This window comes from Atopobiaceae bacterium (genome assembly GCA_022483015.1).
GTDB lineage: Bacteria > Actinomycetota > Coriobacteriia > Coriobacteriales > Atopobiaceae > JALCUE01.
The window spans coordinates 1,208,566-1,233,111 of the sequence record JAKVOB010000001.1; the positions used below are offsets into that span (position 1 = coordinate 1,208,566).

General features: G+C 67.7%; 21 protein-coding genes and 1 pseudogene. 16 read left to right on the plus strand and 6 right to left on the minus strand.

Annotation, left to right across the window (positions count from 1 at the left end):
- Positions 1–22: 22 nt before the first annotated feature.
- From LKE50_05150 to LKE50_05205, 12 genes are all read left to right on the plus strand, one after another.
- Positions 23–1,996 carry a fructose-specific PTS transporter subunit EIIC gene (locus tag LKE50_05150; protein ID MCH3967996.1) on the plus strand — a complete coding sequence of 658 codons (1,974 nt, stop codon included), beginning with the start codon at positions 23–25 and terminating at the stop codon, positions 1,994–1,996.
- Positions 1,997–2,369: 373 nt separating this feature from the next.
- Positions 2,370–3,308, plus strand: a complete 939-nt coding sequence (locus LKE50_05155) for a phosphate ABC transporter substrate-binding protein PstS family protein (protein ID MCH3967997.1) — start codon at positions 2,370–2,372, stop codon at positions 3,306–3,308.
- 22 nt (positions 3,309–3,330) lie between these two features.
- A complete protein-coding gene (gene pstC, locus LKE50_05160; protein ID MCH3967998.1) occupies positions 3,331–4,242 on the plus strand; it encodes a phosphate ABC transporter permease subunit PstC in 912 nt (303 codons plus the stop codon).
- Complete coding sequence (gene pstA / locus LKE50_05165; protein ID MCH3967999.1) at positions 4,235–5,194, plus strand: phosphate ABC transporter permease PstA; 960 nt, start codon at positions 4,235–4,237, stop codon at positions 5,192–5,194. The genes pstC and pstA overlap by 8 nt, the downstream gene beginning before the upstream one ends.
- Positions 5,191–5,979, plus strand: coding sequence for a phosphate ABC transporter ATP-binding protein PstB (pstB, locus tag LKE50_05170; GenBank protein MCH3968000.1), 789 nt, complete (start codon positions 5,191–5,193; stop codon positions 5,977–5,979). The genes pstA and pstB (LKE50_05170) overlap by 4 nt, the downstream gene beginning before the upstream one ends.
- Positions 5,979–6,767, plus strand: coding sequence for a phosphate ABC transporter ATP-binding protein PstB (pstB, locus tag LKE50_05175; GenBank protein MCH3968001.1), 789 nt, complete (start codon positions 5,979–5,981; stop codon positions 6,765–6,767). Before pstB (LKE50_05170) ends, pstB (LKE50_05175) begins: the two co-directional genes overlap by 1 nt.
- A 1-nt stretch (position 6,768) precedes the next feature.
- Positions 6,769–7,428: a phosphate uptake regulator PhoU gene (locus tag LKE50_05180; GenBank protein ID MCH3968002.1), complete on the plus strand. Its 660-nt coding sequence runs from the start codon at positions 6,769–6,771 to the stop codon at positions 7,426–7,428.
- Between the two features lie 54 nt (positions 7,429–7,482).
- Complete coding sequence (locus tag LKE50_05185; GenBank protein MCH3968003.1) at positions 7,483–8,205, plus strand: response regulator transcription factor; 723 nt, start codon at positions 7,483–7,485, stop codon at positions 8,203–8,205.
- Positions 8,195–9,625 (plus strand): ATP-binding protein, encoded by a 1,431-nt coding sequence (locus tag LKE50_05190; GenBank protein MCH3968004.1) that lies wholly within the window; start codon positions 8,195–8,197, stop codon positions 9,623–9,625. The genes LKE50_05185 and LKE50_05190 overlap by 11 nt, the downstream gene beginning before the upstream one ends.
- A gap of 103 nt (positions 9,626–9,728) precedes the next feature.
- A complete protein-coding gene (locus LKE50_05195; protein MCH3968005.1) occupies positions 9,729–10,307 on the plus strand; it encodes a DUF4230 domain-containing protein in 579 nt (192 codons plus the stop codon).
- Between the two features lie 24 nt (positions 10,308–10,331).
- Positions 10,332–11,654 carry a DUF2974 domain-containing protein gene (locus tag LKE50_05200; GenBank protein MCH3968006.1) on the plus strand — a complete coding sequence of 441 codons (1,323 nt, stop codon included), beginning with the start codon at positions 10,332–10,334 and terminating at the stop codon, positions 11,652–11,654.
- A 3-nt stretch (positions 11,655–11,657) separates the two neighbouring features.
- On the plus strand, positions 11,658–12,947 hold the full coding sequence (locus LKE50_05205) for a hypothetical protein (GenBank protein ID MCH3968007.1): 1,290 nt from the start codon (positions 11,658–11,660) through the stop codon (positions 12,945–12,947).
- On the opposite strand, the gene LKE50_05210 is transcribed toward LKE50_05205, so the two are convergent.
- Together LKE50_05210 and LKE50_05215 are read right to left on the minus strand one after the other, a co-directional pair.
- Positions 12,944–14,290, minus strand: coding sequence for an alpha/beta fold hydrolase (locus LKE50_05210; GenBank protein MCH3968008.1), 1,347 nt, complete (start codon positions 14,288–14,290; stop codon positions 12,944–12,946). The two genes, LKE50_05205 and LKE50_05210, sit on opposite strands and share 4 nt — an antisense overlap.
- A 34-nt stretch (positions 14,291–14,324) precedes the next feature.
- Complete coding sequence (locus LKE50_05215; protein MCH3968009.1) at positions 14,325–16,394, minus strand: class I tRNA ligase family protein; 2,070 nt, start codon at positions 16,392–16,394, stop codon at positions 14,325–14,327.
- 163 nt (positions 16,395–16,557) lie between these two features.
- On the opposite strand from LKE50_05215, the gene LKE50_05220 reads away from it, so the two are divergent.
- Positions 16,558–17,097: a DUF3267 domain-containing protein gene (locus LKE50_05220; GenBank protein MCH3968010.1), complete on the plus strand. Its 540-nt coding sequence runs from the start codon at positions 16,558–16,560 to the stop codon at positions 17,095–17,097.
- On the opposite strand, the gene LKE50_05225 is transcribed toward LKE50_05220, so the two are convergent.
- On the minus strand, positions 17,078–18,523 hold the full coding sequence (locus tag LKE50_05225; protein ID MCH3968011.1) for a PLP-dependent aminotransferase family protein: 1,446 nt from the start codon (positions 18,521–18,523) through the stop codon (positions 17,078–17,080). The genes LKE50_05220 and LKE50_05225 overlap by 20 nt on opposite strands.
- A 122-nt stretch (positions 18,524–18,645) precedes the next feature.
- On the opposite strand from LKE50_05225, the gene pdxS reads away from it, so the two are divergent.
- From pdxS to LKE50_05240, 3 genes and pseudogenes are all read left to right on the plus strand, one after another.
- Positions 18,646–19,521, plus strand: a complete 876-nt coding sequence (pdxS, locus tag LKE50_05230) for a pyridoxal 5'-phosphate synthase lyase subunit PdxS (protein MCH3968012.1) — start codon at positions 18,646–18,648, stop codon at positions 19,519–19,521.
- A pseudogene (gene pdxT, locus LKE50_05235) lies at positions 19,518–20,142 on the plus strand (pyridoxal 5'-phosphate synthase glutaminase subunit PdxT). The gene pdxS and the pseudogene pdxT overlap by 4 nt, the downstream one beginning before the upstream one ends.
- A gap of 132 nt (positions 20,143–20,274) precedes the next feature.
- Positions 20,275–21,357, plus strand: a complete 1,083-nt coding sequence (locus LKE50_05240; protein ID MCH3968013.1) for an ATP-dependent 6-phosphofructokinase — start codon at positions 20,275–20,277, stop codon at positions 21,355–21,357.
- 223 nt (positions 21,358–21,580) lie between these two features.
- On the opposite strand, the gene LKE50_05245 is transcribed toward LKE50_05240, so the two are convergent.
- From LKE50_05245 to LKE50_05255, 3 genes are read right to left on the minus strand one after another with little or no spacing between them, the layout of a single operon-like run.
- Entirely contained in the window at positions 21,581–22,390 is an 810-nt protein-coding gene (locus LKE50_05245; GenBank protein ID MCH3968014.1) for a transglutaminase family protein, read from the minus strand.
- Positions 22,387–23,073, minus strand: coding sequence for an alpha-E domain-containing protein (locus tag LKE50_05250; protein ID MCH3968015.1), 687 nt, complete (start codon positions 23,071–23,073; stop codon positions 22,387–22,389). Before LKE50_05250 ends, LKE50_05245 begins: the two co-directional genes overlap by 4 nt.
- Complete coding sequence (locus tag LKE50_05255; protein ID MCH3968016.1) at positions 23,055–24,410, minus strand: circularly permuted type 2 ATP-grasp protein; 1,356 nt, start codon at positions 24,408–24,410, stop codon at positions 23,055–23,057. The genes LKE50_05250 and LKE50_05255 overlap by 19 nt, the downstream gene beginning before the upstream one ends.
- Positions 24,411–24,546: the final 136 nt, after the last annotated feature.

Sequence of the window (24,546 nt, forward strand, 5' to 3'; positions counted from 1 at the left end):
ACCAAGAGGAGAGAGAGGCACCATGCGCATCTGCGACCTGCTCAAGCCCGAGGCCATCAAGATAGGCGGCTCGGCATCAAGCAAGGAGGACGCCATCGACAAGATGGTCGCCCTCATGGAGAAGGAGGGCAACGTCACCGACGCTGCTGCCTACAAGAAGGCGGTCCAGGCGCGCGAGGCCGAGTCGACTACGGCCCTGGGCGAGGGCATCGCCATCCCGCACGCCAAGACGGCGGCCGTCTCCGCGGCCGGTCTCGCGGCCATGACGATCCCCGCGGGCGTCGACTATGACTCGCCTGACGGCAAGCCCACGAACCTGATGTTCCTCATCGCCGCCCCTGACACCAAGGCCGACGTCCACCTCGAGGTGCTGAGCCGTCTCTCGACGCTGCTCATGGACCCCCAGTTCTGCGCCGACCTCCGCGCCGCCAAGACGGCCGACGAGTTCCGCAAGGTCGTCGACGCAGCCGAGACCGCACGTCTCGCCACCGAGAAGGGCGAGGCCGCCGCGGCGGCGTCCAAGGCCGGCACCTATGACGTGCTCGCCATCACGGCCTGCCCCACGGGCATCGCCCACACCTATATGGCGGCGGAGGCCCTCGAGAAGAAGGCCACCGAGATGGGCCTCTCGCTCAAGGCCGAGACCCAGGGCTCTGGCGGCACCAAGAACAAGCTCACGGCCGACGACATCAAGCACGCCAAGGGCATCATCATCGCCGCCGACAAGAACATCGACCTTTCGCGCTTCGACGGCAAGCCGCTCTACTCCTGCCCCGTCTCCGACGGCATCAACAAGCCTGAGGTCCTCATCAACAAGATCGTCAAGGGCGAGGCATCCGTCTATCACGCCGCCGAGGGTGCCAAGCCCGCGGCTGACGAGTCCGGCGAGGGCGAGTCGGTCTGGCACGTCATCTACAAGCACCTCATGAACGGTGTCTCCAACATGCTGCCGTTCGTGGTCGGCGGCGGCATCCTCATCGCGTTGGCCTTCATGTTCGACGGTGCCAACGCCGGTACCTCGACCTTCGGCATGGGCACGCCGCTCGCTGCCTTCCTCAAGACCGTCGGCAACACCGCCTTCGGGTTCATGCTGCCCATCCTTGCCGGCTTCATCGCGATGTCCATCGCCGATCGTCCCGGCCTTGCCGTGGGCTTCGTAGGTGGCGCGCTCGCGAGCGGCGGCTACACGTTCGCCAACATCATGGCGTATGACTCCTCGGTCGCCATCAGCTCCGGCTTCATCGGTGCGCTCATCGCAGGCTTCGCCGGTGGCTACATCGTGCTGGGTCTGGAGAAGCTCTTCTCGCACATGCCCAGCTCGCTCGAGGGCATCAAGCCGATCCTGCTCTACCCGCTGCTCGGCATCCTCATCGTCGGTGTCGTCATCATCGGCATCAACCCCGTCATGGGTGCCATCAACGTCGCCATCTCCGACTTCCTGAACAGCATGTCCGGTACCAGCATGGTCCTCCTCGGGCTCCTGCTCGGCGGCATGATGTCCGTCGACATGGGCGGCCCGGTCAACAAGGCTGCCTACGTCTTCGGTACGGCCGCCCTTGCCTACGGCACCACCGAGGGCAACATGATCATGGCTGCCGTCATGGCTGGCGGCATGGTTCCCCCTCTGGCCATCGCGCTTTCCACCACGATCTTCAAGAACCGCTGGACCGAGGAGGAGCGTAAGGCCGGTCTCGTGAACTACGTCATGGGCCTCTCGTTCATCACCGAGGGCGCCATCCCGTTCGCCGCAGGCGACCCTGCCCGCGTCCTTCCCAGCTGCATCGTGGGCTCCGCCCTCGCAGGCGCTCTCTCCATGCTCTTCGGCTGCGCCTGCCCTGCCCCTCACGGTGGCATCTGGGTCATCGCCATCATCACGAACCCGTTCATGTACGTCGTCGCCATCCTCGTCGGTGCGGCAGTGGCCGGGCTCATCCTCTCGATGCTCAAGAAGAAGCTCCCCGCATCCGAGAGTGGCCTGATCGAGGCTGCCAAGTAGTCCGATCGACATACTGACCGCCAAGGTCAGGTTCCAGGGGACGGCTCCTTCGGGGGCCGTCCCCTTTGTCATACAACTGCCGACCGTGTGGGCACCTCTCGTTTGTCGATGCATTCCCTAGCGCCGCTGGGCCTTGCCCAATGCCAGTAATGCTAGGAAATGCATCGACAAACGCAGGGGGACAGGGGACGGCTCCTTCGGGGGCTGTCCTTGTTTTGTAAGCTCCTGGTAAGGCCTGGTCACGGCTGTGTAAGCCATCGGGCATGAGGCCCACCCGGCAATCTGTCCCACGTAGGATTCCCTTCAGACAGGGGACGCATGACTCGCGTCCCGAGGCAGCCAGACGGCTTGCCTCCCATCCGAAGGGAGAACCATGCACAACGATATGTCTCGTCGTCAGTTCCTCGGCCTCGCTGGAGGTCTCGCCGCCGTATGTGGCCTCGGCCTCGTGGGATGCGGTGGGAGCGGCAGCTCCTCCGCTGCCACCACCGCAGCCGCAAGCACCTCCGCTGCCCTCTCGGGCTCCGTCACCGCGGTGGGCTCGACCGCGCTCCAGCCCCTCGTCGAGGCTGCCGCCGAGCAGTTCATGGCCGACAACTCAGGCGTCCAGATCACCGTCCAGGGAGGCGGATCCGGCCAGGGCATCACGCAGATCAGCCAAGGCGCCGTCCAGATCGGCGACTCCGACGTCTTCGCAGAGGAGAAGCTCCAGGACAAGTCCGACGCCTCCAAGCTCACCGACAACAAGGTGGCCGTGGTGGGCATGGGCCCGGTCGTGAACAAGGACGTCACCGTCGATGACATCGCCCTCGAGGACCTCAAGGGCATCTTCTGTGGCACCATCACCAACTGGAACCAGGTCGGCGGCGCGGACGAGGCCATCACCGTGATCAACCGCGCCTCCGGCTCGGGCACGCGTGCGACCTTCGAGTCGAACGTCCTCAAGGGTACGACGGTCCCCGACACCTTCAAGCCGCAGGAGCAGGACTCCTCGGGCACGGTCGCCAAGATGGTTGCCGAGACCCCGGGTGCCATCTCCTACCTGGCCTTCTCGTACTATGCGGACACGTTCAAGGCCTTGAAGGTCGGAGGCGTCGAGGCCAAGGCCGCAAGCGTCGAGGACAACACCTGGACCATCTGGGCCTACGAGCACATGTACACTGCGGCGAGTCCCGACGCGGCCACCCAGGGCTTCATCGACTACATGATGGGCGACGAGGTCCAAGGCTCGCTCGTCGAGCAGAACGGCTACATCCCCGTCTCGGGCATGAAGGTCTCCCGCGACGCCGACGGCAACGTCACCACCAACTAGCCGCCGCGCGAGAGGGACCAAGATGTCTTCTAAGCAGGCAATGTCGAAGCGTCGTCTCGAGCGCTGCGGTCTCACCGTCACAGGGGCATGCGTGACCCTCGTGGCGGTGCTGGTCGTGACCCTGATCGTGATGGTGGCCAGCCACGGGCTCGCCACCTTCACGGCCGACGGCATCCCGTTGGGCGACTTCCTCCTTGGTACGACCTGGAACCCGCACCAGGCAGATGCCGCAGGCAACCCCACGGTGGGGGCCCTCCCCATGATATGCGGCTCCTTCGCGGTGACGCTGCTGGCCACGGCCTTCGCCCTGCCCATCGCCGTCGGGAGCGCCATCTTCGTGGTGGAGGTCGCGCCCGGCTTCGGCCGACGCGTCTTCCAGCCGCTGGTCGAGCTCCTGGTGGGAATCCCGTCGGTGGTCTTCGGCCTCATCGGTCTCACCGTCGTCGTGGCATGGACGCGCGGCTGGGCAGGAGGCACCGGCTACGGGATCTTCTCGGGGGCGGTCGTGCTCGCCGTGATGGTGCTCCCCACCATCACGAGCCTCTCGATCGATGCCGTCGCCGCCGTGCCCATGAGCTATCGGGAGGGTTCCTATGCCCTCGGGTGCACGCGATGGCAGACCATCTGGAACGTCGTCCTGAGGAGCGCCCGCCCCTCGCTCATGACCGCCACCATCCTGGGTATGACCAGGGCCTTCGGCGAGTCGCTTGCCGTGCAGATGGTCATCGGTAACTCGGCGCAGGTCCCGGGGTCGCTCTTCACGCCGGCCTCGACGCTCACGTCGATCCTCACCATGGGCATGGGCAACGAGGCCATGGGCACCGTCTACAGTGACGCCCTCTGGAGCCTGGCCCTGCTGCTCCTGGGCATGAGCCTCGTCTTCATCCTCATCATCCATCTCATCGGCAGCAAGGGGGTCAAGGCCCATGCCTGACCAACGGACTGCATCACCTGCGCAGGCGCCGACGCTCGACCCGGGTGCCGCGGCCGTGCACGTGCGACGGATCGCCCGCCAGGACCGCCTCGCCACGGGCATCCTCACGATCATCGTCGCCCTCGTGCTCGTGCTGCTCGCGGCCATCGTGGGCTACATCCTGGTGAACGGTGCCGGCAAGCTCTTCGACCTCTCGTTCCTCACGTCCAAGCCCGAGCAGTTCCGTGCCGGCGGAGGGATCGGGCCCGAGCTCTTCAACTCGTTCTACCTGCTCCTGCTCACCCTGCTCATCTCGGTGCCCATCAGCCTGGGGGCAGCGATCTTCCTGGCCGAGTATGCGCCCGACAACGTCGTCACCGTGGCTGCCAAGACGGCCATCGAGACGCTCTCGAGCCTGCCCTCCATCGTCGTGGGCCTCTTCGGCTTCCTGTTCTTCGTGCTCCAGATGGGCTGGGGCTTCTCGATCCTGTCGGGTGCGCTCGCCCTCACGATGTTCAACATCCCCATCCTGGAGCGCACCATCCAGCAGGCGCTGGAGGACGTGCCTCGGACGCAGCGTGACGCAGGTCTCGCCCTGGGACTCACCAAGTGGGAGACGACCATCCACGTGCTGGTCCCTGCGGCCATGCCCGCGATCGTGACCGGCGTGGTGCTGTCTGCCGGACGCGTCTTCGGCGAGGCGGCCGCCCTCATCTACACGGCCGGGCAGTCGGCACCTGCCCTCGACTTCGGTTGCCTTGACCTGACGAGCCCGACCTGTCCCTGGAACCTCTTCCGTCCGGCCGAGACCCTGGCGGTCCACATCTGGAAGATCAACTCCGAGGGCGTGGTCCCCGACCTGTCGGCCGTCTCCAACGGCACCGCCGCCGTGCTCATGGTCTGCATCCTCGTCTTCAACCTGGTGGCACGCGGCGCTGGCAAGGCCATCGCGAGGAGGCTGACGGCAGAATGAGCGACGAGAGGGACACACGAGGCTCGACCGCGCTCCTCGAGACCCGCGGCTGCTCGGTCAGGTATGACCTCACACACGAGGCACTCAATCCGGTCGACCTCGCCTTCGAGGCAGGTACCGCCACGGCGCTCATCGGACCTTCGGGGTGTGGCAAGTCGACGTTCCTGCGCTGCCTCAACCTCATGAACCGCGAGATCCCGAAGTGTCGCATCGGCGGAAGCATCTACTACCACGGCACGGACGTGAACGTGGGTTCCACCGACACCTTCGAGCTCAGGAAGTCCATCGGCATGGTCTTCCAGCAACCCACGCCCTTCGCGAAGTCCATCCGCGAGAACATCCTGTTCGCGCCCAAGCGCCATGGGATCTCGGACAAGGCCGTGCTCGAGCAGCTCCTCGAGACGTCACTTACCGATGCCGCCATCTGGGACGAGGTCAAGGACAAGCTCGACCAGTCCGCCCGCGCCCTGTCGGGTGGCCAGCAGCAGCGCCTGTGCATCGCCCGCACCCTGGCCATGAGGCCAGACGTGGTGCTCATGGACGAGCCGTGCTCCGCACTGGACCCCATCTCGACGTTCGCCATCGAGGAGACGATCCGTGACATGGTCGCGCGGGACATCTGCGTGGTCATCGTCACGCACAACATGGAGCAGGCCGCACGCGTCTCCGACCGGACCGCCTTCTTCTACGTGGGCGACATGGTCGAGTGCGGTCCCACCAGGCAGGTCTTCTCGGCACCGAAGGACACACGGCTCTCTGACTACCTCACGGGGAGGTTCGGCTGATGGATATGACCAAGGACATGACGATCCCGCAGGACGTGTCTGCCGAGAAGGTCATGGTCGAGCAGCTTGACCTGTGGTACGGCGACTTCCAAGCCTTGAAGGGCGTCTCGCTCGGCATGGGCGCCAACGAGGTGACGGCGCTCATCGGCCCCTCCGGCTGCGGCAAGTCGACCCTGCTGAGGACCTTGAACCGCATGTGCGACCTCGTGGAGGGCGTCCGCCACGACGGCTCGGTCCGCCTCGACGGCGCTGACGTGTTCGCCGGCGATGCCAACGAGCTGCGGCTCAAGGTAGGGATGGTGTTCCAGCACCCCAACCCGTTCCCGATGTCCATACGCGACAACGTCGCCTACGGCCCGCGTCGTCACTACGGTTTGCGAGGACAGGCGACCGACGACCTCGTGGAGGGCTCGCTCAGGCGGGCTGGCCTCTGGGACGAGGTCAAGGACGACCTCGACCACAGCGCGCTGGGGCTCTCGGGCGGGCAGCAGCAGCGCCTCTGCATCGCCCGCGCCATCGCGATGGCACCCGAGGTCCTGCTCATGGACGAGCCTACGAGTGCGCTCGACCCCATCTCGACCTCGATGGTCGAGGAGCTCATGCGCGACCTCGCATCCGACCACACGGTCGTCGTGGTGACCCACAACATGCAGCAGGCCACGCGCGTCTCGGACCGCTGCGCGTTCTTCCTGCTGGGTGAGCTCGTCGAGGCGGCACCCACGCCCGAGCTCTTCGCACATCCGCACGACAAGCGTACCGAGGACTATCTCACGGGAAGGTTTGGCTGACATGAGGACACGCAGCGATTTCACGAGAAGGCTCAAGGACCTCGCCGACCAGGTCGGTAGGCTCGGGGTGCTCGCGGCGGAGGACGTCCGCGCGACCGCGCACGTGCTCGCCGGCGAGCGGGAGGTGTCGGACGCCGTCGAGGCGAGTCGTCATGACGCGGCCTCCCTCCAGAAGGCGATCGAGTCGAGCTGCATGGAGCTCATGCTCCTGCAGCAGCCGGTAGCCGGTGACCTGCGCCTGGTCACGGGATCGTTCCGGCTCGTCTCCGACCTCGTCCGCATCGACGAGATGTGCCGTGACCTCGACGTCCTGGTGGACGAGATTCCCCATGATGCCGTGGACGGCCTGGGCGACGTCCTGCAGAGGATGTCTGACAAGGCCGCTACAATGGTCGAGATGGCGGTGGACGCCTTCCTCACGAGCGACACCGACGAGGCGGCACAGGTCTTCTCGGCCGATGACGAGGTCGACGCGCTCTATGCCCGTGCCGAGTCCACCGTCGTGGAGCTCATCAAGGCGGGAGGCCTCCATGCCCGGTCTCTGCCCGAGCTGCTCATGGTGGCCAAGTACTACGAGCGCATGGCCGACCATGCGCAGCGGGTGGCCGACTGGGCGGTCTTCCGCGACGCCGGCGAGCATGCGGGCGTCGAGATAGATTAGGTGGGGCCAGCCGGCGCGCCCGGCCCGGCCCATACGTGTGGCCGAGGAGGGCCCGTGGTCTACTACGTCGAGGATGACACCAACATACGCGAGCTCACCTGCTATGCGCTTGCGCAGGCGGGCATCGAGGCCAAGGGTCTTGCCGACGACGCGTCGTTCCGCGTGGCCTGCTCGGAGCGCACGCCTGACGCGGTGCTCCTCGACATCATGCTCCCCGACGTCGACGGCCTCCAGATCCTCCGACGCATCCGCCGCACGCCCGGCCTCTCGCGTGTGCCCGTGATGATGCTCACCGCCAAGGACACCGAGCTCGACACCGTCTGCGCGCTCGACGGCGGTGCCGACGACTACCTGGCCAAGCCCTTCGGCATGATGGAGATGGTGAGCCGGGTGCGTGCGCTGCTCCGGCGCTCGCCGGCGAGGGTCGAGAAGGCCCCCGCGGATGCCGACCTGCTCGAGGCGGGGCCGCTCGCGGTGTCACGCGCTCGCCACGAGGCGAGGCACGACGGCGACCTGCTCGAGCTCACGGCACGCGAGTTCGACCTCCTCGCCTTCCTCATGGCCAGCCCCGGCGTGGCGTTCACCCGCGAGGACCTGCTCCAGCGCGTCTGGGGCTGGGACTTCGACGGGGGGAGCCGCACCGTGGACGTGCATGTGCAGACCCTTCGGCGCAAGCTGGGCGCAGATGCCGACCTCATAGAGACCGTGCGGGGCGTGGGGTATCGCCTCCGTGACGCGCCTGCTGGTGCCGAGGGCGATGGTGGCCATGAGCGCTGAGAGGGACCTCCCGCAGTCGGCCCCCTCGCTCGCGCGGAGGGTCTTCGTCGTGCTCGCGTGCGTCGCCACGACGGTGGCGCTCGTCGTCTTCGTGGGGGCCACGCTCGTCTTCCAGTCATCCCTCGTCGCCGATGCCCACGAGCAGCTCTCACGCGAGTGCTCGATGGCCGCCTCGGTGCTCGACGGCTGCGACGGTACGGGCGCGCAGGTGACCTCGCTTGCCACGGTCGACACCGGCGACACGCGCGTGACGCTCGTCGCGGTCGACGGTACGGTGCTCTATGACTCGCTCGCCGATGCCGCCTCCCTTCTCAACCACCTGGACCGTCCCGAGGTGGCAGAGGCGCTGGCGGACGGTACGGGCTCCTCCGAGCGCGAGAGTGACACGGCCGGGAACGTGAGCATCTACCAGGCATCGCGTCTGGCCTCCGGTGCCGTCCTGCGCCTCTCGGTCGACCGTGCGGGCGTGAGTGCCCTGCTCGTGCGTGACCTCTGGATGCTCGCCGTGGTGGTCGCGGCCACCGTGGTCGCCTCCTGGGTGGTGGCCCGTCTCGTGGCGGGGCGCCTGGTGCGGCCGGTGCTGGCCATCGACCCGGCCCGTCCCCAGGATGCCGACACCTACGAGGAGCTCTCGCCGCTGGTCGCCCGTCTTGCGCAGCAGCAGACCACCCTCACGAGCCAGATGCGCGAGCTCGAGGGGGCCGAGCGCATGCGGCGCGAGTTCACCTCGAACGTGACCCATGAGCTCAAGACCCCGCTTGCGGCCATCTCGGGGGCGGCCGAGCTCATCCGCGACGGCATCGCCAAGCCCGAGGACGTGGCTGGTTTTGCGGGGCGCATCGTCGACGAGACGGCCCATCTCACGGCCCTCGTGAACGACATCCTCACGCTCTCGAAGCTCGACGAGTCGGAGCGGTCGAGCGACCGCGCCCTCGTGGGGAGCACGGAGCCGATCGACCTCGGGCGCGTGGCGCTCGACGTGGCCTCACGCCTTGCCCGGCCGGCCGAGAAGGCCGAGGTCAGCATTGACGTCTCGGGGGATGCGACGCGCATCTGCGGGGTCGCCCGCCTCATCGACGAGCTGGTCTACAACCTCTGTGACAACGCCATCCGCTACAACCGCCCCGGCGGCACCGTCTGGGTCTGGACGGGGGCCGATGCCTGTGGGCATCCGATCCTCCGGGTCACCGACACCGGCCGGGGCATCCCGACCGAGGCGCAGGGCAAGGTCTTCGAGCGCTTCTATCGGGTCGATGCCTCCCGATCGCGCGCCAGCGGAGGCACCGGCCTGGGCCTCGCCATCGTGAAGCATGCGGCCGCCTTCCACGGGGCCGAGGTCGGGCTCGAGAGCATGGAGGGCGAGGGGACCACGGTCACGGTGACCTTCCCCGTGCAGGAGGGGACGCGTCCCGTCGGCTGAGCTCCCGTGGTCGTGGGACGTGCTCGTCCCCAAGGCCGCGCAGCGGGTACACTCTTCTCAGCATATCTGTCGCCGCAGCCTGCGGCGGGAAGACGGGAGTCCCATGAAGCGCATCGCTCGTGCCATCGTCGCCATCGTCGTCGTGGCTGCCCTCTTCGGGGGTGGCTTCTGGGCGGGGATGACCTACCAGGCTGACAAGGGAGGCCGTCTGGCCTCGTCTGCCACCATCCAGGAGCAGATCTCGGGGATCTCGGAGCTCGCCACGGCCAAGCTCGACTATCGCGGCCTCGTGCGCTACGAGGACGGCGACATCCAGTTCATCAACAAGAAGGCCTTCACGATGCTCTATACGGCCGAGCTCAAGGCCGGCGTCGACCTGTCGCAGGCCACCGTCGAGGTGAGCGGCCGCACCATCACGGTCACCCTTCCCGAGGCCACCGTCCTCTCCGAGAGCATCGACCCCAACAGCCTCTCGTTCTATGACCAGAGCTATTCCCTGTTCAACTGGGAGAACAAGCAGGACACGCAGAACGCCCTCGAGCTCGCCCAGGACGACGTGGAGGAGAAGGCCGACACCACGACCCTCATCTCCACGGCCGACCAGCAGGCCAAGGATGCCATCACGAGCCTGCTCGAGCCGCTCACCACGCAGGACGACCCCTATACCATCGTCTTCAAGTAGCCACTCCCACCAAGGAGGCCTCCCATGCCATCCGAGAGTCGCACCGCTGCCGAAGTCCCGACCATCAGGCAGAGGATCAAGGGCTCGCAGCAGGTCGGTGCCCTGAGGGAGGCCCTTACCTCCGCCGCCGACCAGCCGAGCCTGCGCGAGCGCCTCTCGCTGGGTGCGGCCGATGGGGTGCCCGCGGCGACCTCCCTCCAGCTGCGGAAGGTTCCCCACGACATCGTCGCGTACGTCTCGTCCGAGATGCGCACCTTCCGCAAGCACCGCTTCTCCGAGGTCGACAGCCTGGTCTTCTCGAAGCTCTCGTACCTCAACTGGCTGGCCGTGCCGGCCGTGCCGCGTCGTACGCGCAAGGGCCCGGCCCCGACGCTCCGCGACCTGTTCTGCGCCGAGTGCTTCGAGGGTCTCTTCGACACCCAGCTCGACCGCGACAAGGACGTCGCGTTCCTCACGGCCGTGGTGGCGAGCCCACGCTTCCGTGACGTGAGGGTCCTGAACCATGTCAACAGCATCGACGAGGCGGCAGACAAGCAGTTCTCGGCCACGACGTTCCTGCTGCCTGACAAGACCGTCTACGTGGCCTTCCGCGGGACGGACAACACCATCGTGGGGTGGAAGGAGGACTTCGACCTCGCCTTCCGTACGCCGGTCGCCGCGCAGACGTCGGCCGTGGCCTACCTCGAGCGCGCCGCGGCCGCGACCGACGGCCACATCCGGGTGGGGGGCCACTCCAAGGGGGGCAACCTCGCGGTGTACGCGGCGGCCATGGCGGCGCCTGCCGTGCGCGAGCGCATCGTCCGGGTGTACAGCCATGACGGCCCCGGTTTCAACGAGACGGCCCTTGCGCAGATCCGCTCGTCAGACATGGCCGGGCGCGTGAGCAAGTCGGTGCCCGAGTCATCCGTGGTGGGGATGCTCCTCGAGAACCAGGAGACCTACCACGTCATCAGGAGCGATGCCGCCGGCATCATGCAGCATGACCCGTACTCGTGGATCGTGCTGGACGGTGCCTTCGTCCCCATGCCTGGGGTCGACGACAGCTCGGTCCTCATCGACAGGACGCTGTCGGGCTGGATCTCGGGTATGGACGATGCGCACATGGAGCGCTTCGTGAACGCGCTCTTCGACGTCTTCGGGGCATCCGGGACCAAACGCTTCCAGGACATGTCGTTCGCCGACTACATGGCGAGCGCCCAGGCGGTGGTCGACATGGACCCCGACGAGCGGGCGATGTTCCTGAGGACCATCGAGGCCCTGGCCCGCGTCGGTGCGCAGAGCCTTGCCGATGCCATGGGCACCGCTGCCGCCGACGCGACCGATGCCGTGATCGCAGAGGAGTCCTGAGCCATGAGGAGAATCGTGTCCGACCTGACGTCATGCGCGACCCCTGGTGCCTACGTCTCTCTCGCCTGCGAGGTCGAGGGACCCTACGAGAAGGACCGTCTCGACCATGCCCTGGCGGCGTCTGCGGCGGCGCATCCGCTGCTGCGTGCACGCGTGACCGTGGGCGACGACGGCCTGCCTGCCTTCGAGGTGGGGCACGACCCGTACGTGACGGTGGGCGAGGTCGCCCCCATCCCGCTGGCCGATCTCGCCTGCACGGATGCTGGCGCGTGGGACCCGCTCGCGGGCCCGCTGCTCCGCGTCACGACCTGCTCCTCCGAGGATGGCTTCCTCCTCCTGCTGCAGGCCCACGACCTCCTGTCCGACGGCCCGGGCCTCCTCTCGCTCATGGAGGGCATGGTGGATGCCTACGTCACCGGCAGAGGACCTGAGCCGGGCGAGGACGGCGGCATCATGGGGGCATCAGACCTCCCGGACGAGGCGGCTCCCGCGTGGATGGCGGCACGCACGCTCGCGCATGCGAACCGTGAGTGGGAGGCGGCAGATGGGCGCCTTGACCTCTCGGACCTGTCCGGCTACCTCGAGCAGGCGACCGCCCGGCACCCGGTGGCGCATGCCTGCCAGCTGCTTGACGTCGATGGCACCTCACAGCTGGGGGAGCGTGCCGAGGCGGCCCATGCCCGCATCACCTCCTTCGTCGCGGCCGCGGCGAGCGTGGCCTTCGAGGCCCGCAAGGTCGATGTCGGCGTGGACGTCCGCGGCGACGTGGCCTCCTACGTGCCGGGGGCCCTTGGGAGCTTCTCGTCCGTGGTGCGCGTGGACGCGACCGCAGGGGCTGGCGACCTCGATGCCCGCGCCTGGGGCATCGAGCGCGCGCTCGCGGCCGCACTGGCATCCCCAGCGCGGCGGCTCGAGGCGCTCGAGTGCCTCCTCGCGCTCGACCCGGCGCTCGCGCTCGCGGTACCGGCTGCCTGCCTCGGACTCCTCCGGAGTCCGGCCGCCTCGCATGCGGCCCATGTGCTGGGCTATGACAAGCCGGCCCTCGGCGTCAGCGACCTGGGTGCCTGCAGGTCCGCCCATATCCGTCAGGCGGTCTATGTGCCGTCGGCAGGTCCTGCCTGCGACCGTACGGTGGGGGTCCTCACGATGAACGGTCGCATGTCGGTGGCCGTGACCACGCATGAGCCGGACTGGTCGGCCGAGGACGGTCGTCTGGCGGCGCTCTCGGGCCTGCTCGTGAGCGAGAGCCGCCTCTTCCCGTGGTCGGGGAGCTGGAAGCGGCTGATGGGCTAGAACGTGGCCCTTGTGGCGTCGAGCTCGTAGAGGCCCGTCCAGGGGGTCACGGTGAGTCCTGGGTAGGGGACGAGCACCGGCCTTGCGAGCCGCATGCCGCATCGCCGGTAGAGGTCGTTGGCGGCCACGTTCTCGGGGTTGGTGTTGAGGCGCACGCGGGTCGAGCCCTGACGCCGTGCCTCGCGTACGCAGGCGGCCATGAGGGCGAGTGCCACATGCCTGCCGCGCGCCCGCGGCGCCACGGCGAGCAGGTGCAGCATGAGCACCGACTCAGGCGGCAGGTCGTCCCAGCTGGGAGGGTCGCCCACGATGTCCTCGTCGATTGCCGGGTCGTGGTCGAGGGTCATGGCACCCAGTGGCAGGGCGCCCTCGCGAGGTCTGCCGGCCTCCACGTCAGACGCTCCGAAGGCTGCCCAGACGTGGCCTTGGGCAACGCGGTCGACGATGTCTGTCGCGAGGGGCCAGGCGCCCCTGCGCCAGCCATCATGGTCAGAGCCCGTGTCACCTGCGGCGTCGAGCAGCTCCCCATAGAGGCCTATGAGAGACTCCGCCCAGACCGAGGTGGCGGGCACCTGGACGACAGACACGTCGGTGGGCACGTCGCAGGCACGGAACGCCGTCGGTCGGGGATCGTCCCTCTCCATCGTGCGCTCGAGCACCTCGAGCACCCGGTCGGGTGCCTCGTGCGGCAGGTCGTGACCTGCGTCGGCCACGACGTCGAGCGTCGATCCCCCGATGCCTCCTGCGATCGTCTCCGTCTCCCCACGTTCCACCACGTCATGCTCGCCGGCCATGACGCCGACCGGGCACGAGATGGCCTCGAGGGTCTCGTGGCCCAGGCGCGGCTGCTCCAGCATGAGGCGGGCGAGCTCGGCGTCGGTGTCGCTGCAGAGCGTGGCCTCATGGGCAATCGCCCTGCGCACGGGCTCGATGAGCCCATCTGGTGTGAGGTTCGCGCCCAGGCAGGTGAGGGTGCGCACGCGATGCGGCGAGCCGGACGCCATGACCAGGCCCTCGATGCCGCCGTCCGAGAAGCCCAGCACATGGGCCTGACTCACACCGAGACGGCTCAGCACGCACAGGGCGTCCTCGGCCATGAGCTCGTAGGTGATGGGGAGCTCGCCGTGGGTCGACTCCCCCTGGGCCCGGGAGTCGGGTGCGATGACGGTCCGCGTGCGGCTCACCTCGTCGACGAGGGAGGCGAACGAGGTATGGTCCTCCCCGTTGCCGTGGAGCATGAGGCAGGGGAGCGGGGAGGGGACAACACAGAAGGGCGTCCCGGCCTCGTCCGCCACGCCATCGGGCGAGAAGACCCAGCAGGCGATGCGGGCCTTGCCTGCCACCGGAACTCCTACGCGGCAGCTGGGCGCGCGCATGCTAGTCGGCCTTGACCTGGCTGGGGTGCTTCTCGAAGAAGTCGAAGCGGGGTGGCAGCTCCACGATGGCATGCTCGCCGGGCTTCTCGCCTGCGGCCTCCGCAAGGTCTGTGGGGGTGTCGAAGGCGTGGTCCCACGAGAAGAACGTCTCGGCCGGGAAGCCCATGTGCTCGCAGATCCTCTCGCAGCCTTGGGGCACGGCCGGATGCATGAGCAGGGCGCAGGTGCGCAGCGCGCAGAAGGCGTCGGCCAGTGCCGCGCGATAGGCGCCGTCGTCGCCCTTGGCGGCCTTGGCGGCGGCGTCCCAGCGCTTGTTGGCATCGCGGCAGAAGTCCTCCACGCCGGCAAGGGCGGTGTGGAAGTCGAGGTCATGCATGTCGCGCTCGAAGGCGAGCGTGGCCTCGCGGCAGCTGTCCACGACCGCGTGGCTGGGCCTCTCGGCGGGGATGTGACCGTCGCACGCGTTGGCAGCACCATAGAGGCACGAGCGCGCGATGCGGTTGAAGATGTTGGTGAGGAACGCGCTCTCCTTGAGCGCCGGGTCGACCACGCGTGGGTCGTCACGCACGAGGACGTCCTCTCCGGTGGCCTTGTCCTTGTGCGAGACCGAGGTGTCGAAGGGCTTGGGCGCGAACGAGACGGCCTTGGCGTCCAGCGCCAACGACAGCCAGTGGCACCTCAGCTGCTCGGGCGTGTAGTGGTCGAGCAGCTCCAGCGCCATCGGCGGCTTGATGGCCCCCGAGCTCGATGCCTTCTTGTTCATGAACAGGATGTGGTAGTTGGCGACCGGTGTGGTCTGGCGCAGGTCCCAGCCCAAGGCCTCCCACATCGCCGGTTGGGCGATGCAGTAGAAGTAGACGTTGTCCTGGCCGATGAACTGGAAGGCCTGGTTGCTCCGGGGCCGGCCGGTGTCGTCCGCTCCCTCGCACCACCAGTCGTGCCAGTCATGGTCGGCATAACGTTGCTCGGATGTCGGACGCGCCTCGTCGAGGGCGAGCGCGCACTGGACGAACGAGATGGGGGCCCAGAGGCTCTCGGGCCAGCACCAGACGGTGAGGTCTGACGTCCCGTCGAGCTCCGGCGCGGGGATGCCCCAGTCGATGTTGCCGGTGATGCGGAAGGGCAGGAGGCACTTGCCGGTGCGGAAGCGTACGCCTGCGGCCTCGAGGACGCCCCGGGCCGCGTCGCGGTCCTGCCAGTCGGAGAACTCGACCGAGAAGGACTGCTGGTTGCCGGTCGCCTCGTGGACGGTATGGGTGGGGAGGTCCGCCTCGGCCGCGTCGTAGGCGTCGCGGAACTTGCTCTGCACGTAGATGACGGGCGCCACGAGGCTCTCCCGGACCGTCTTGCACACGACGTCGCGGACCTGCGGGTCGTCCGTCCAGGTGCTGACGAGCCCCTTGAGCTCGGACTCGAAGGCCGGGAGGTCGAAGTACCAGTTGTCGACCGGGCGCAGCTCGGGCACGGTGCCCGTGAGCTGCGAGACGGGGGCGATGAGCTCCTCGGGGTCGAACTGGTGGCCGAGGTCGCACTCGTCGGCGTAGGCCTTATCGGACTTGCAGCCTCGCACGGGGCAGTGCCCCTGCACCTGGCGGCCGTTGAGGAAGGTCTTGGCCTCGGTGTCATAGAACTGCAGCGTGGAGCGCTTGGTGAGGACGCCGCGCTCGTGGAGGCGGCTGATCCAGGCGGCCGAGAGGTCCACATGGAAGGGCTTGGCGGGGTCGAGTCCGCTGCCTGCGAACAGGTCGAGCGAGATCCCGTAGGCGTCGAGGGCAGCCTCCTGCCGGTCATGGTTGGCGCGGACGTAGTCCTCGATGGTGCCGTCGAAGCCCTCGTCCTCCACCTTCTTGCGGAAGCCTTCCATGATGGGGGAGCCGTAGCAGTCGGTGCCCGAGACGAAGAGCACGTTCTCGCCCCCGATGCGGTCGCGCAGGAAGCGTGCGAAGTAGTCGGCCGGCACGAAGACGCCGCCGATGTGGCCGAAGTGGAGTCCCTTGTTGCCATAGGGCATGCCGGCCGTGACGACGGCGCGGGCGGGGAAGTGGGGGCGATCTTGCGTGCTACGAGGCATGGGTCCTTCTCGGGTTTGCCGGGGTGGCGGTGCCATCCCGGTATGGGCGGTCGGTGCTGGGCGCTTGCGGCCCGGCAGCGAGGCCGATTATCCCACAAGCGACGTGTCCGTGGGTGCCATGTGCCGACGGCCGTCTGGACGCGTGGGGGCATGGTGACCTACCATGGCATCCATGACGCTCATCCGTGACATAGACCTCTTCGACGACCAGGACCTCCTCCGCCGGATCACGCTCACGTCGCTCGTCACGCTGGGCGTGGGCGTGGCGCTCGTGGTGGCCTGGCTCGTGTCCGGCTGGTCCCATGAGCAGGTCGGCCCCCTCTGGCTCGTGGGTGCCGTGGTGGCCACGCTGGTCTCGTTCGGTGTCCATGAGCTGGTGCATGGCGTCCTCTTCAAGGTCTATGGCGGCTCGAAGGCACATGTGAGCTTCGGCGCGCGTGCTGGCATGCTCTATGCCACGGCCCCGGGTCTCGTGCTCACGCGCCACCGCTTCGAGGTCGTGCTCATGGCCCCCACCATCCTGGTGAGCCTGGCCTCCCTCGTTCCCCTCGTCTGGGGCTGTCCCCTCATGTGCGTGGTGGTCTGCCTGATCCATCTCTCGGGGTGCGCCGGCGACTGGGCCTTCGCGCGAATCATCCACCAGGACCATCTGGTCGTGACCTGCGAGGACACCGATCGTGGCATCAGGCTGTACGGCCTGTAGGATCCCCGTCCGACACGGTCGGCGCGATGGCGTCGATGAGCCTCCGCATCCCTGCGGTCGCGCTCGCCTCGTCCATCCCCGCATACGAGACGAGCAGGCAGGGATGGGCCCCCTCCTGCCCGTCCGCCCGGTAGTGCGCGAGTCCCGAGACCCTCACCCCCGCATCCGCGGCCGCTCTCACGAGGTTCCGCTCGGTCGCGTCGCAGTCGATGCCCATGAGGAAGTGCAGTCCCGCGGGCCTGGTGTCCACATGCGTGCGGGAGGCCACGGCGCTCGAGCGTATGACCTTCAGGAGCGCCTCGCGGACGTTCCGGTAACGTCGGCGCATGCGGTTGAGGTTCCGCGAGAAGGAGCCGTCATCGAGGAAGCGCGCGAGCGAGAGCTGCTCGAGGCCCGAGACCGTGCATGAGTAGAACCCGAGCCTGGACTCGAAGGTCTCGCAGAGGGCAGGCGGCAGCACCAGGTAGGCGATGCGCATGCTGGGCGAGATGCTGCGCGAGAAGGTGTTCACGTAGATCACGCGCCCGTCCTCGTCCATGCCCTGGAGGGTCGGCAGGGGGTGGCCACCGGGACGGAACTCACCGTCATAGTCGTCCTCGACGATCATGCGGCCGTCCTTCTCGGACGCCCATTCGAGCAGCTCGTAGCGGCGTGCCGCGGGCATGACGATCCCTGTGGGGAACTGGTGCGAGGGCATGATGTGGGCGACGCTCGCGCCCGATTCCTCCAAGGCGCCCGGGGCGAGGCCGCTCTCGTCCATCCCCACGCAGGCGAGACGGACCCCGTTGGCCCGATAGATCGACCTCAGGCGTGGGTAGCCGGGGTCCTCGATGGCCCAGGTCCGCTCACGCCCCAGCAGCTGGATGACGAGCCCGTAGAGGTACTGGGCGCCAGCCCCTACCACCACCTGCTCGGGGCTCACCTTCATGCCGCGCCATGAGGCGAGGTAGGAGGCGATGGCCTGGCGCAGGGCCAGGCATGCGCGGGGGCTCGCGTCATGGAGGGCGTCGAAGCTCTCGTGCGAGAGCGTCGCCCGCACGGTGCGCGCCCATGCGGCCTCGGGGAATGCCGACGAGTCATAGCGCGGGCTCACGAAGTCCACGTCCCAGGCGCGGTCGCCGTCCTCGGTCGTCGTTTCGCCTCTCCCCGTCGTCTGCCGCGCAGGGTGGACGGGCACGCTCGGCAGGACATCGACCACGTAATGGCCGCTGCGCGGCCGCGCCTCGAGGAATCCCTCGTCGACGAGCTGGGTGTAGGCACCCTCGATGGTGGCGACGCTCACGCCCAGGTGCGTGGCGAAGGCGCGTCGCGAGGGCATCCGCTCACCGGGCCGCAGGTCGCCATGGACGACATCCCGCTTGATCTTCTCGGCAAGCATGAGGTACAGGCTCATGTCGGAGTCGCGGTCGAGGGCGTATGTCAGCATCTCGCTCAAACTGGTCCTACCAAACATTCAAGAATTGGTCATTTGCATATATCCAGATATGAGTATCTTATCCCACAAGCCAAAAGGGAAGGGGCGCGGCTGGCCCCGGGGAGGAAGCAGAGATGGACGAGGAACAGACACGGCTCAACCGGCAGCTCGCGCAGATGCTCAAGGGCGGCGTCATCATGGACGTCACCACGCCCGAGCAGGCGCACATCGCCGAGGACGCCGGCGCATGCGCGGTCATGGCCCTGGAGCGGATCCCGGCCGACATCCGTGCCGCGGGCGGCGTCTCGCGCATGAGCGACCCCGGCATGATCAAGTCCATCCAGGAGGCCGTGACCATCCCCGTCATGGCCAAGTGCCGCATCGGCCACTTCGCCGAGGCGCAGATCCTGCAGGCGATCGACATCGACTACATCGACGAGTCCGAGGTCCTCTCCCCGGCAGACGACACCTATCACATCGACAAGCACCAGTTCAAGGTGCCGTTCGTCTGCGGCGCGAGGGACCTTGGCGAGGCCCTGCGGCGCATCGCCGAGGGCGCGACCATGATCCGCACCAAGGGAGAGCCCGGCACGGGAGACGTGGTGCAGGCGGTTCGTCACATGCGGGCCATGAACGCCGAGATCGCCCGTGTGACGTCGCTGCGTGACGACGAGCTCTTCGAGGCGGCCAAGAACCTCGAGGTCCCCGTGGCGCTCGTGCGCGAGGTGCACGAGGGGCACCGGCTTCCCGTGGTCAACTTCGCCGCAGGCGGAATCGCGACGCCGGCCGATGCCGCGCTCATGATGCAGCTGGGCGCCGAGGGCGTCTTCGTGGGGTCAGGCATCTTCAAGTCGGGAGACCCCGCCCGTCGTGCGGCCGCCATCGTGAAGGCCACCACCAACTATGATGACCCGCAGATGCTCGCAAGCCTCTCCGAGAACCTGGGCGAGGCCATGGTCGGCATCAACGAGCAGGAGATCGACGTCATCATGGCGGAGCGCGGCCGATGAGCGAGGAGGCGCAAGCGCCCGTCGTGGCGGTCCTCGCCGTGCAAGGCGCCTTCGCCGAGCAGCGTGCTCGGCTCGAGGCGCTGGGTGCCACCTGCGTGGAGCTGCGCCAGGCCTCCGACTGCGCGGGGCCCTTCTGTGGCCTGGTGCTGCCAGGTGGGGAGTCGACGGTGCAGTCGAAGCTCATCCACGAGCTTGGGATGTTCGACGCCCTCTCGGCCATGATCGCAGGAGGGATGCCTGTGCTGGGGACCTGCGCGGGCGCCATCCTGCTGGCTGACACGGTGGAGGGCGGAGGGGAGCCGTGCTTCTCCACGATGTCCATGACGGTCCGGAGGAACGCCTACGGCCGCCAGCTCGGGAGCTTCCATACCACGGCGGACCTCGCCCTTGACGACGGCGTGCGGACGGTGCCCATGACGTTCATCAGGGCCCCCCAGGTGGCGGAGGTGCGGGGGGAAGCCAAGGGCCGTCGCTCGCGTGGATGGCGCCATCGTGGCCGCCGCGCAGGGAAACCAGCTCGCCCTCTCCTTCCATCCGGAGCTCGACGCCGACCTCACGGTGCACAGGGCGTTCCTCTCGCGTGTCGAGGACTGGTCGGACCGGATGCGTGCGGCCGGCTGAGCATCGGGCCTCTCCCATCGACGGATATGACGTTTCCTTGGGTGCGCATTCGTGGGACACTGGGGACGTACGTAACCGAGGGCTGTCGTGCGCGACCCGTGTGGGCCGCCTCGTACCCAGATGGGGGAGACCATGCTGAGAGTCGGAATGCTCACGAGCGGCGGGGACTGCCAGTCGCTCAATGCCACGATGCGCGGTATCGCCAAGACGCTGCTCAACAACTCGGACGAGCCGGTCGAGATCTATGGCTTCGAGGACGGCTACCGCGGCCTCATCTATGGCAAGTTCCGCATCCTCACCTGGGCCGACCTCTCGGGCATGCTCACCGTGGGCGGTACCATCCTGGGCACGAGCCGCACGCCGTTCAAGCTCCTCGACACGCCTGAGGCCGACGGCGTCGACAAGGTCGCCGCCATGAAGCAGAACTATGCCAAGCTCCAGCTTGACTGCCTGTGCATGCTCGGCGGCAACGGGTCGACCAAGACGGCCAACCGCCTCTCGCAGGAGGGCCTGAACGTCATCGCGCTCCCCAAGACCATCGACAACGACACCTGGGGCACCGACCTCACCTTCGGCTTCCCCAGCGCCATCGACGTGGCCACCCGTGCCATCGACGACATCCATACCACGGCCTCGAGCCATGGCCGCGTCTTCGTGATCGAGATCATGGGGCACCGCGTGGGCTGGATCCCGCTGTACTCGGGCGTGGCCGGCGGCGCCGACGTCATCCTCATCCCCGAGATCCCCTACAAGATGGACAACGTCATCAAGGCCATCGAGCACCGCGAGGCCACGGGCGGGCGATTCGCCATCATCGTGGTGGCCGAGGGTGCCATCACGCAGGAGGATGCGGCCCTTCCCAAGAAGGACTACAAGAAGAAGGTCGCCGAGCGGAAGTACCCGTCGGTCGCCTACGAGGTCGCCGAGCAGATCGAGACGCTCACGGACCGTGAGACCCGCATCGCCATCCCCGGGCACACCCAGCGTGGCGGTGCCCCCAGCGCGTACGACCGCGTCTTCGCCACGCAGTGCGGCGTCGAGGCGGGTCGCGCCATCCTCGAAGGCAAGTCCGGCTTCATGATCGCCCGCTGCGACGACAGGATGGCGCGCGTGCCCCTCTCGGAGGTCGCCGGCAAGCTCAAGTACGTCGACCCCAAGTGCGACCTCGTGCGCGAGGCCAAGCTCATGGGGATCAGCTTCGGGGACGAGAAGTAACAGCGCGCATCCTTGGCGGTCCCGGACTCGGCTCGTGCCATGCCCTCGCTCGGGCAGTCCTCATCCCGCTCGGCGAAGGACGCCGAGCATTGCGGAACTCGCTCGCGGCAAGGCACGAGCCGAGCTGCCATCAAGGCTGGCCTGCGCCAGCGGCGTTAAGGCATGGCACGAGCCGAGCTGCCATCAAGGCTGGCCTGCGCCAGCGGCGGAAACGCACGGGCGCCTACTGCTCGGCGCATGCCAGCTCGTCCACGCGGGCGTGCACGGTCTGGGACTGCTCGGCACTCCCGTTGAAGACGCCTATCGACAGCAGGCAGTCGCCGTAGTCCCGCCCGTTCGAGATCTTGACGTACGAGTCTCCCACCGCGCAGTCGTTGGTGGGGTCGAGCGGGTGCCAGCGCCCGCCTTGATAGACCTCGATCCAGGCGTGCGTGGCCCCCTCGGCGGTGTAGATGCCCGCGACGTACTTCGCGAGAAGCCCGAGCCCACGGCAGACGGATATCGTCACCTGGGCGAAGTCCTGGCAGACGCCAGACCCTCCGGCGAGGGCCTCCTCGGCGCACGTCTCCACGGTGGTCGAGCCCGGCACGTAGGCGAGCCGCTCGTGCACGGCATGCATCGCGAAGGTCGCGCGCTCCACCGGCGAGCTCACCTTGCCGCCGGATGCCAGGATGGACTCGCGTACCTCCTCGGTGAGGGCGGCGAGCGCCGGCCCTTGTCGGGTGTAGTCGCTCTGGAACCGATAGAGCGGCTTGTAGGGTGACGTCCGTATGAGGTGCTGGTCGACGAAGGCAAGCCCTGACACCTTGTACGAGAAGGTCTCGTGAGGCTCGTCGATCGACCCTATGAGCACGGGGTTATGGAAGCTGTCCGTCTCGTGGCCCGGCTCGCAGGCAGGCGAGATCTCGAGCTCGAGGTCGCAGATGCGCTGCTGGGGCAGGTCGGGCGGCAGGCAGCGCAGTTGGAAGCGGTGGCCTGAGACGGCCTCCGAGAAGTCGAGCTCCGTCTGGTAGGAGAAGCGCAGCTTGTTCACGCCGCCGGCTCCTGTATGAGTCCCCGTATCCTGTCGCCCAGGGGCACGCCGTAGCCGCGCTCGCAGACCCGCGTCGCGAGCTCCTCGAGGACCTGAGCGATCGGCAGACACTCGGGGCTCTCCACGAACGAGAGATAGAGCGCGAGCTTGTCCACGGCGCCCGCAAGCTCGCGGTCGGGCTTGCCGAAGCGGCTGAGCAGCTCGATCCTCTCCACGTACTTGCCTACGAAGACGAGGGCCTTCACGGACCGGTCGCCGCAGCCGTTCTCGATCGACCCCCAGAAGGCGAGGATGTCGTCTCCCACGGAGCGATGCTGCACGAGCCTCAGGCCGGGCTCCTTGGAGCGCCTGAGGTTGATGAGGGCGAGCTCCACGTATGAGATCGTCTCGGTCCCCAGCTCGGGGCGCAGCAGCATCGCATCGCCGAAGGCGGCCCGCATGGCGGCGCACATCGAGACGGGGTTCTCGCGGTCATAGAGGAAGTCGTACAGGAACTCGTCGACCCTCGCGTGTGGCGAGACGGGCATGTCGCATGCGGCGCAGAACTCCGAGAAGTCCTTGACCTCGAGGTCGACGTTGCCATCGTAGGTCTCGAAGAACTCCCGGAGCGTGGTGTAGACCCGCTCCGTGTAGCGACCGAGCCAGAGCATCTCGTCGGCCTTGCTCAGCGTGATAGGACCCATGTGTCCTTGAAGCCCCCTCCCTGGGATGAGTTGACCACCATCGAGCCGGGCTCGCTGGAGTAACGCGTGAGGCCGCTGGCCCAGACCCGGCAGCTCCTGCCGGTGAGCACGAAGGCGCGCAGGTCTGCCATGCGGCGGCAGGGCCTGCCCTCGGCATCCAACGACGGCAGGTCGCGGAAGTGCACGACCTCCTGGGCGATGAAGCGGCGCGGCTCGGCGCGGATGCGCCCGGCAAGGTCCGCGAGCTGCGCCTTGGTGAGGGTGTCGCCAAAGACGACCCCGTAGCCGCCTGCCTCGGCCACGTCCTTGACCACGAGGGTGTCCAGGTGCCCTAGCACATAGGCGAGGTCCTGGTCGAACTCGGGCAGGTAGGTGGGTGCGTTCTGGAGCAGGGGCTGCTCGCCGAGGTAGTAGTGGATCATGCGGGGGACGAAGTAGTAGATGCCCTTGTCGTCGGCCACGCCGTTGCCGGGGGCGTTCACGAGGGCGACGTTGCCTGCTCGGTAGACGCCCATGAGGTTGGGCACGCCGATGACGCTCTCGGGCTTGAAGCAGAAGGGGTCGAGGTACTCGTCCGAGATGCGCCGGTAGACGACGCCCACCTTGTGACGATGCCCCGCATAGTCGAGGAAGTAGAGCCTGCCTCCCTCGCTTATGAGGTCCGAGGGGTAGACGAGGGTGGCCCCGGTCTTCTCGGCGAGGTAGGAATGCTCGAAGAAGGCGGCGTTGTAGCGGCCGGGCGTGAGGATGACCGGGATGCCGCCGCACGAGCAGTACTCCATCGTGTCGGCGAGCATCTGCGGGTAGTCGCGGTTGTCGCGCACGTGGTTGGCGGCATAGGCGGCAGGCGCCACGCGGCGCGTGATCTGGCGGGCGATGAGCGGGTAGCTCGCGCCCGACGGGATCCGGAGGTTGTCCTCGAGCACATACCAGGTCCCGTCCTCGGCTTGCACGAGGTCCTCGCCGGCGATGTGGGCATGGATGCCGCTCGGTGGCTCCAGCCCGTTCACCTGCGGGAGGTAGCCCGAGGAGGAATAGACGAAGTCCTCGGGGATGACCTTGTCGCGGATGATCTGCTTCTGGGAGTAGATGTCGTGGAGGAACGCGTTCAGGGCACGGACGCGCTGGGTGAGGCCGGCCGAGAGCCTCTCGAACTCTGGCGCGTCGATGACGCGGGGGACGGGGTCGTATGGGAAGATCTGCTCGTTGAAGGTGCCGTCCTTGTAGACGCCGAAGCGGACGCCGTTGCGGGCGAGGTCGGCGTTGATGTCGTTGCGCTGGTTCATGAGCGGTTCGAGACTTGTCAGGCCTGTCGGAGCGGTCGTGGTCACATCCATGGGTCCACCTCGCATCTCTCGTCGTTGGCAGCATCATAGGCACGGCACGGCGAGAGGGACGTTCGGGTCGTGGCGGACGTAACACCGCGGAAAGGCAGGAGTGACAACGGCGACACGGAGGTAGCAAGCCACACGT

What these genes read in the sequence shown, in the direction of transcription:
- LKE50_05150 (MCH3967996.1), top strand. Translation starts at nt 23, where the DNA reads ATGCGCATCTGCGACCTGCTCAAGCCCGAGGCCATCAAGATAGGCGGC.
- LKE50_05155 (MCH3967997.1), top strand. Translation starts at nt 2,370, where the DNA reads ATGCACAACGATATGTCTCGTCGTCAGTTCCTCGGCCTCGCTGGAGGT.
- pstC (MCH3967998.1), top strand. Translation starts at nt 3,331, where the DNA reads ATGTCTTCTAAGCAGGCAATGTCGAAGCGTCGTCTCGAGCGCTGCGGT.
- pstA (MCH3967999.1), top strand. Translation starts at nt 4,235, where the DNA reads ATGCCTGACCAACGGACTGCATCACCTGCGCAGGCGCCGACGCTCGAC.
- pstB (MCH3968000.1), top strand. Translation starts at nt 5,191, where the DNA reads ATGAGCGACGAGAGGGACACACGAGGCTCGACCGCGCTCCTCGAGACC.
- pstB (MCH3968001.1), top strand. Translation starts at nt 5,979, where the DNA reads ATGGATATGACCAAGGACATGACGATCCCGCAGGACGTGTCTGCCGAG.
- LKE50_05180 (MCH3968002.1), top strand. Translation starts at nt 6,769, where the DNA reads ATGAGGACACGCAGCGATTTCACGAGAAGGCTCAAGGACCTCGCCGAC.
- LKE50_05190 (MCH3968004.1), top strand. Translation starts at nt 8,195, where the DNA reads ATGAGCGCTGAGAGGGACCTCCCGCAGTCGGCCCCCTCGCTCGCGCGG.
- LKE50_05195 (MCH3968005.1), top strand. Translation starts at nt 9,729, where the DNA reads ATGAAGCGCATCGCTCGTGCCATCGTCGCCATCGTCGTCGTGGCTGCC.
- LKE50_05200 (MCH3968006.1), top strand. Translation starts at nt 10,332, where the DNA reads ATGCCATCCGAGAGTCGCACCGCTGCCGAAGTCCCGACCATCAGGCAG.
- LKE50_05205 (MCH3968007.1), top strand. Translation starts at nt 11,658, where the DNA reads ATGAGGAGAATCGTGTCCGACCTGACGTCATGCGCGACCCCTGGTGCC.
- LKE50_05215 (MCH3968009.1), bottom strand. Translation starts at nt 16,394, where the DNA reads ATGCCTCGTAGCACGCAAGATCGCCCCCACTTCCCCGCCCGCGCCGTC.
- LKE50_05220 (MCH3968010.1), top strand. Translation starts at nt 16,558, where the DNA reads ATGGCATCCATGACGCTCATCCGTGACATAGACCTCTTCGACGACCAG.
- LKE50_05225 (MCH3968011.1), bottom strand. Translation starts at nt 18,523, where the DNA reads ATGCTGACATACGCCCTCGACCGCGACTCCGACATGAGCCTGTACCTC.
- pdxS (MCH3968012.1), top strand. Translation starts at nt 18,646, where the DNA reads ATGGACGAGGAACAGACACGGCTCAACCGGCAGCTCGCGCAGATGCTC.
- LKE50_05240 (MCH3968013.1), top strand. Translation starts at nt 20,275, where the DNA reads ATGCTGAGAGTCGGAATGCTCACGAGCGGCGGGGACTGCCAGTCGCTC.
- LKE50_05250 (MCH3968015.1), bottom strand. Translation starts at nt 23,073, where the DNA reads ATGGGTCCTATCACGCTGAGCAAGGCCGACGAGATGCTCTGGCTCGGT.
- LKE50_05255 (MCH3968016.1), bottom strand. Translation starts at nt 24,410, where the DNA reads ATGGATGTGACCACGACCGCTCCGACAGGCCTGACAAGTCTCGAACCG.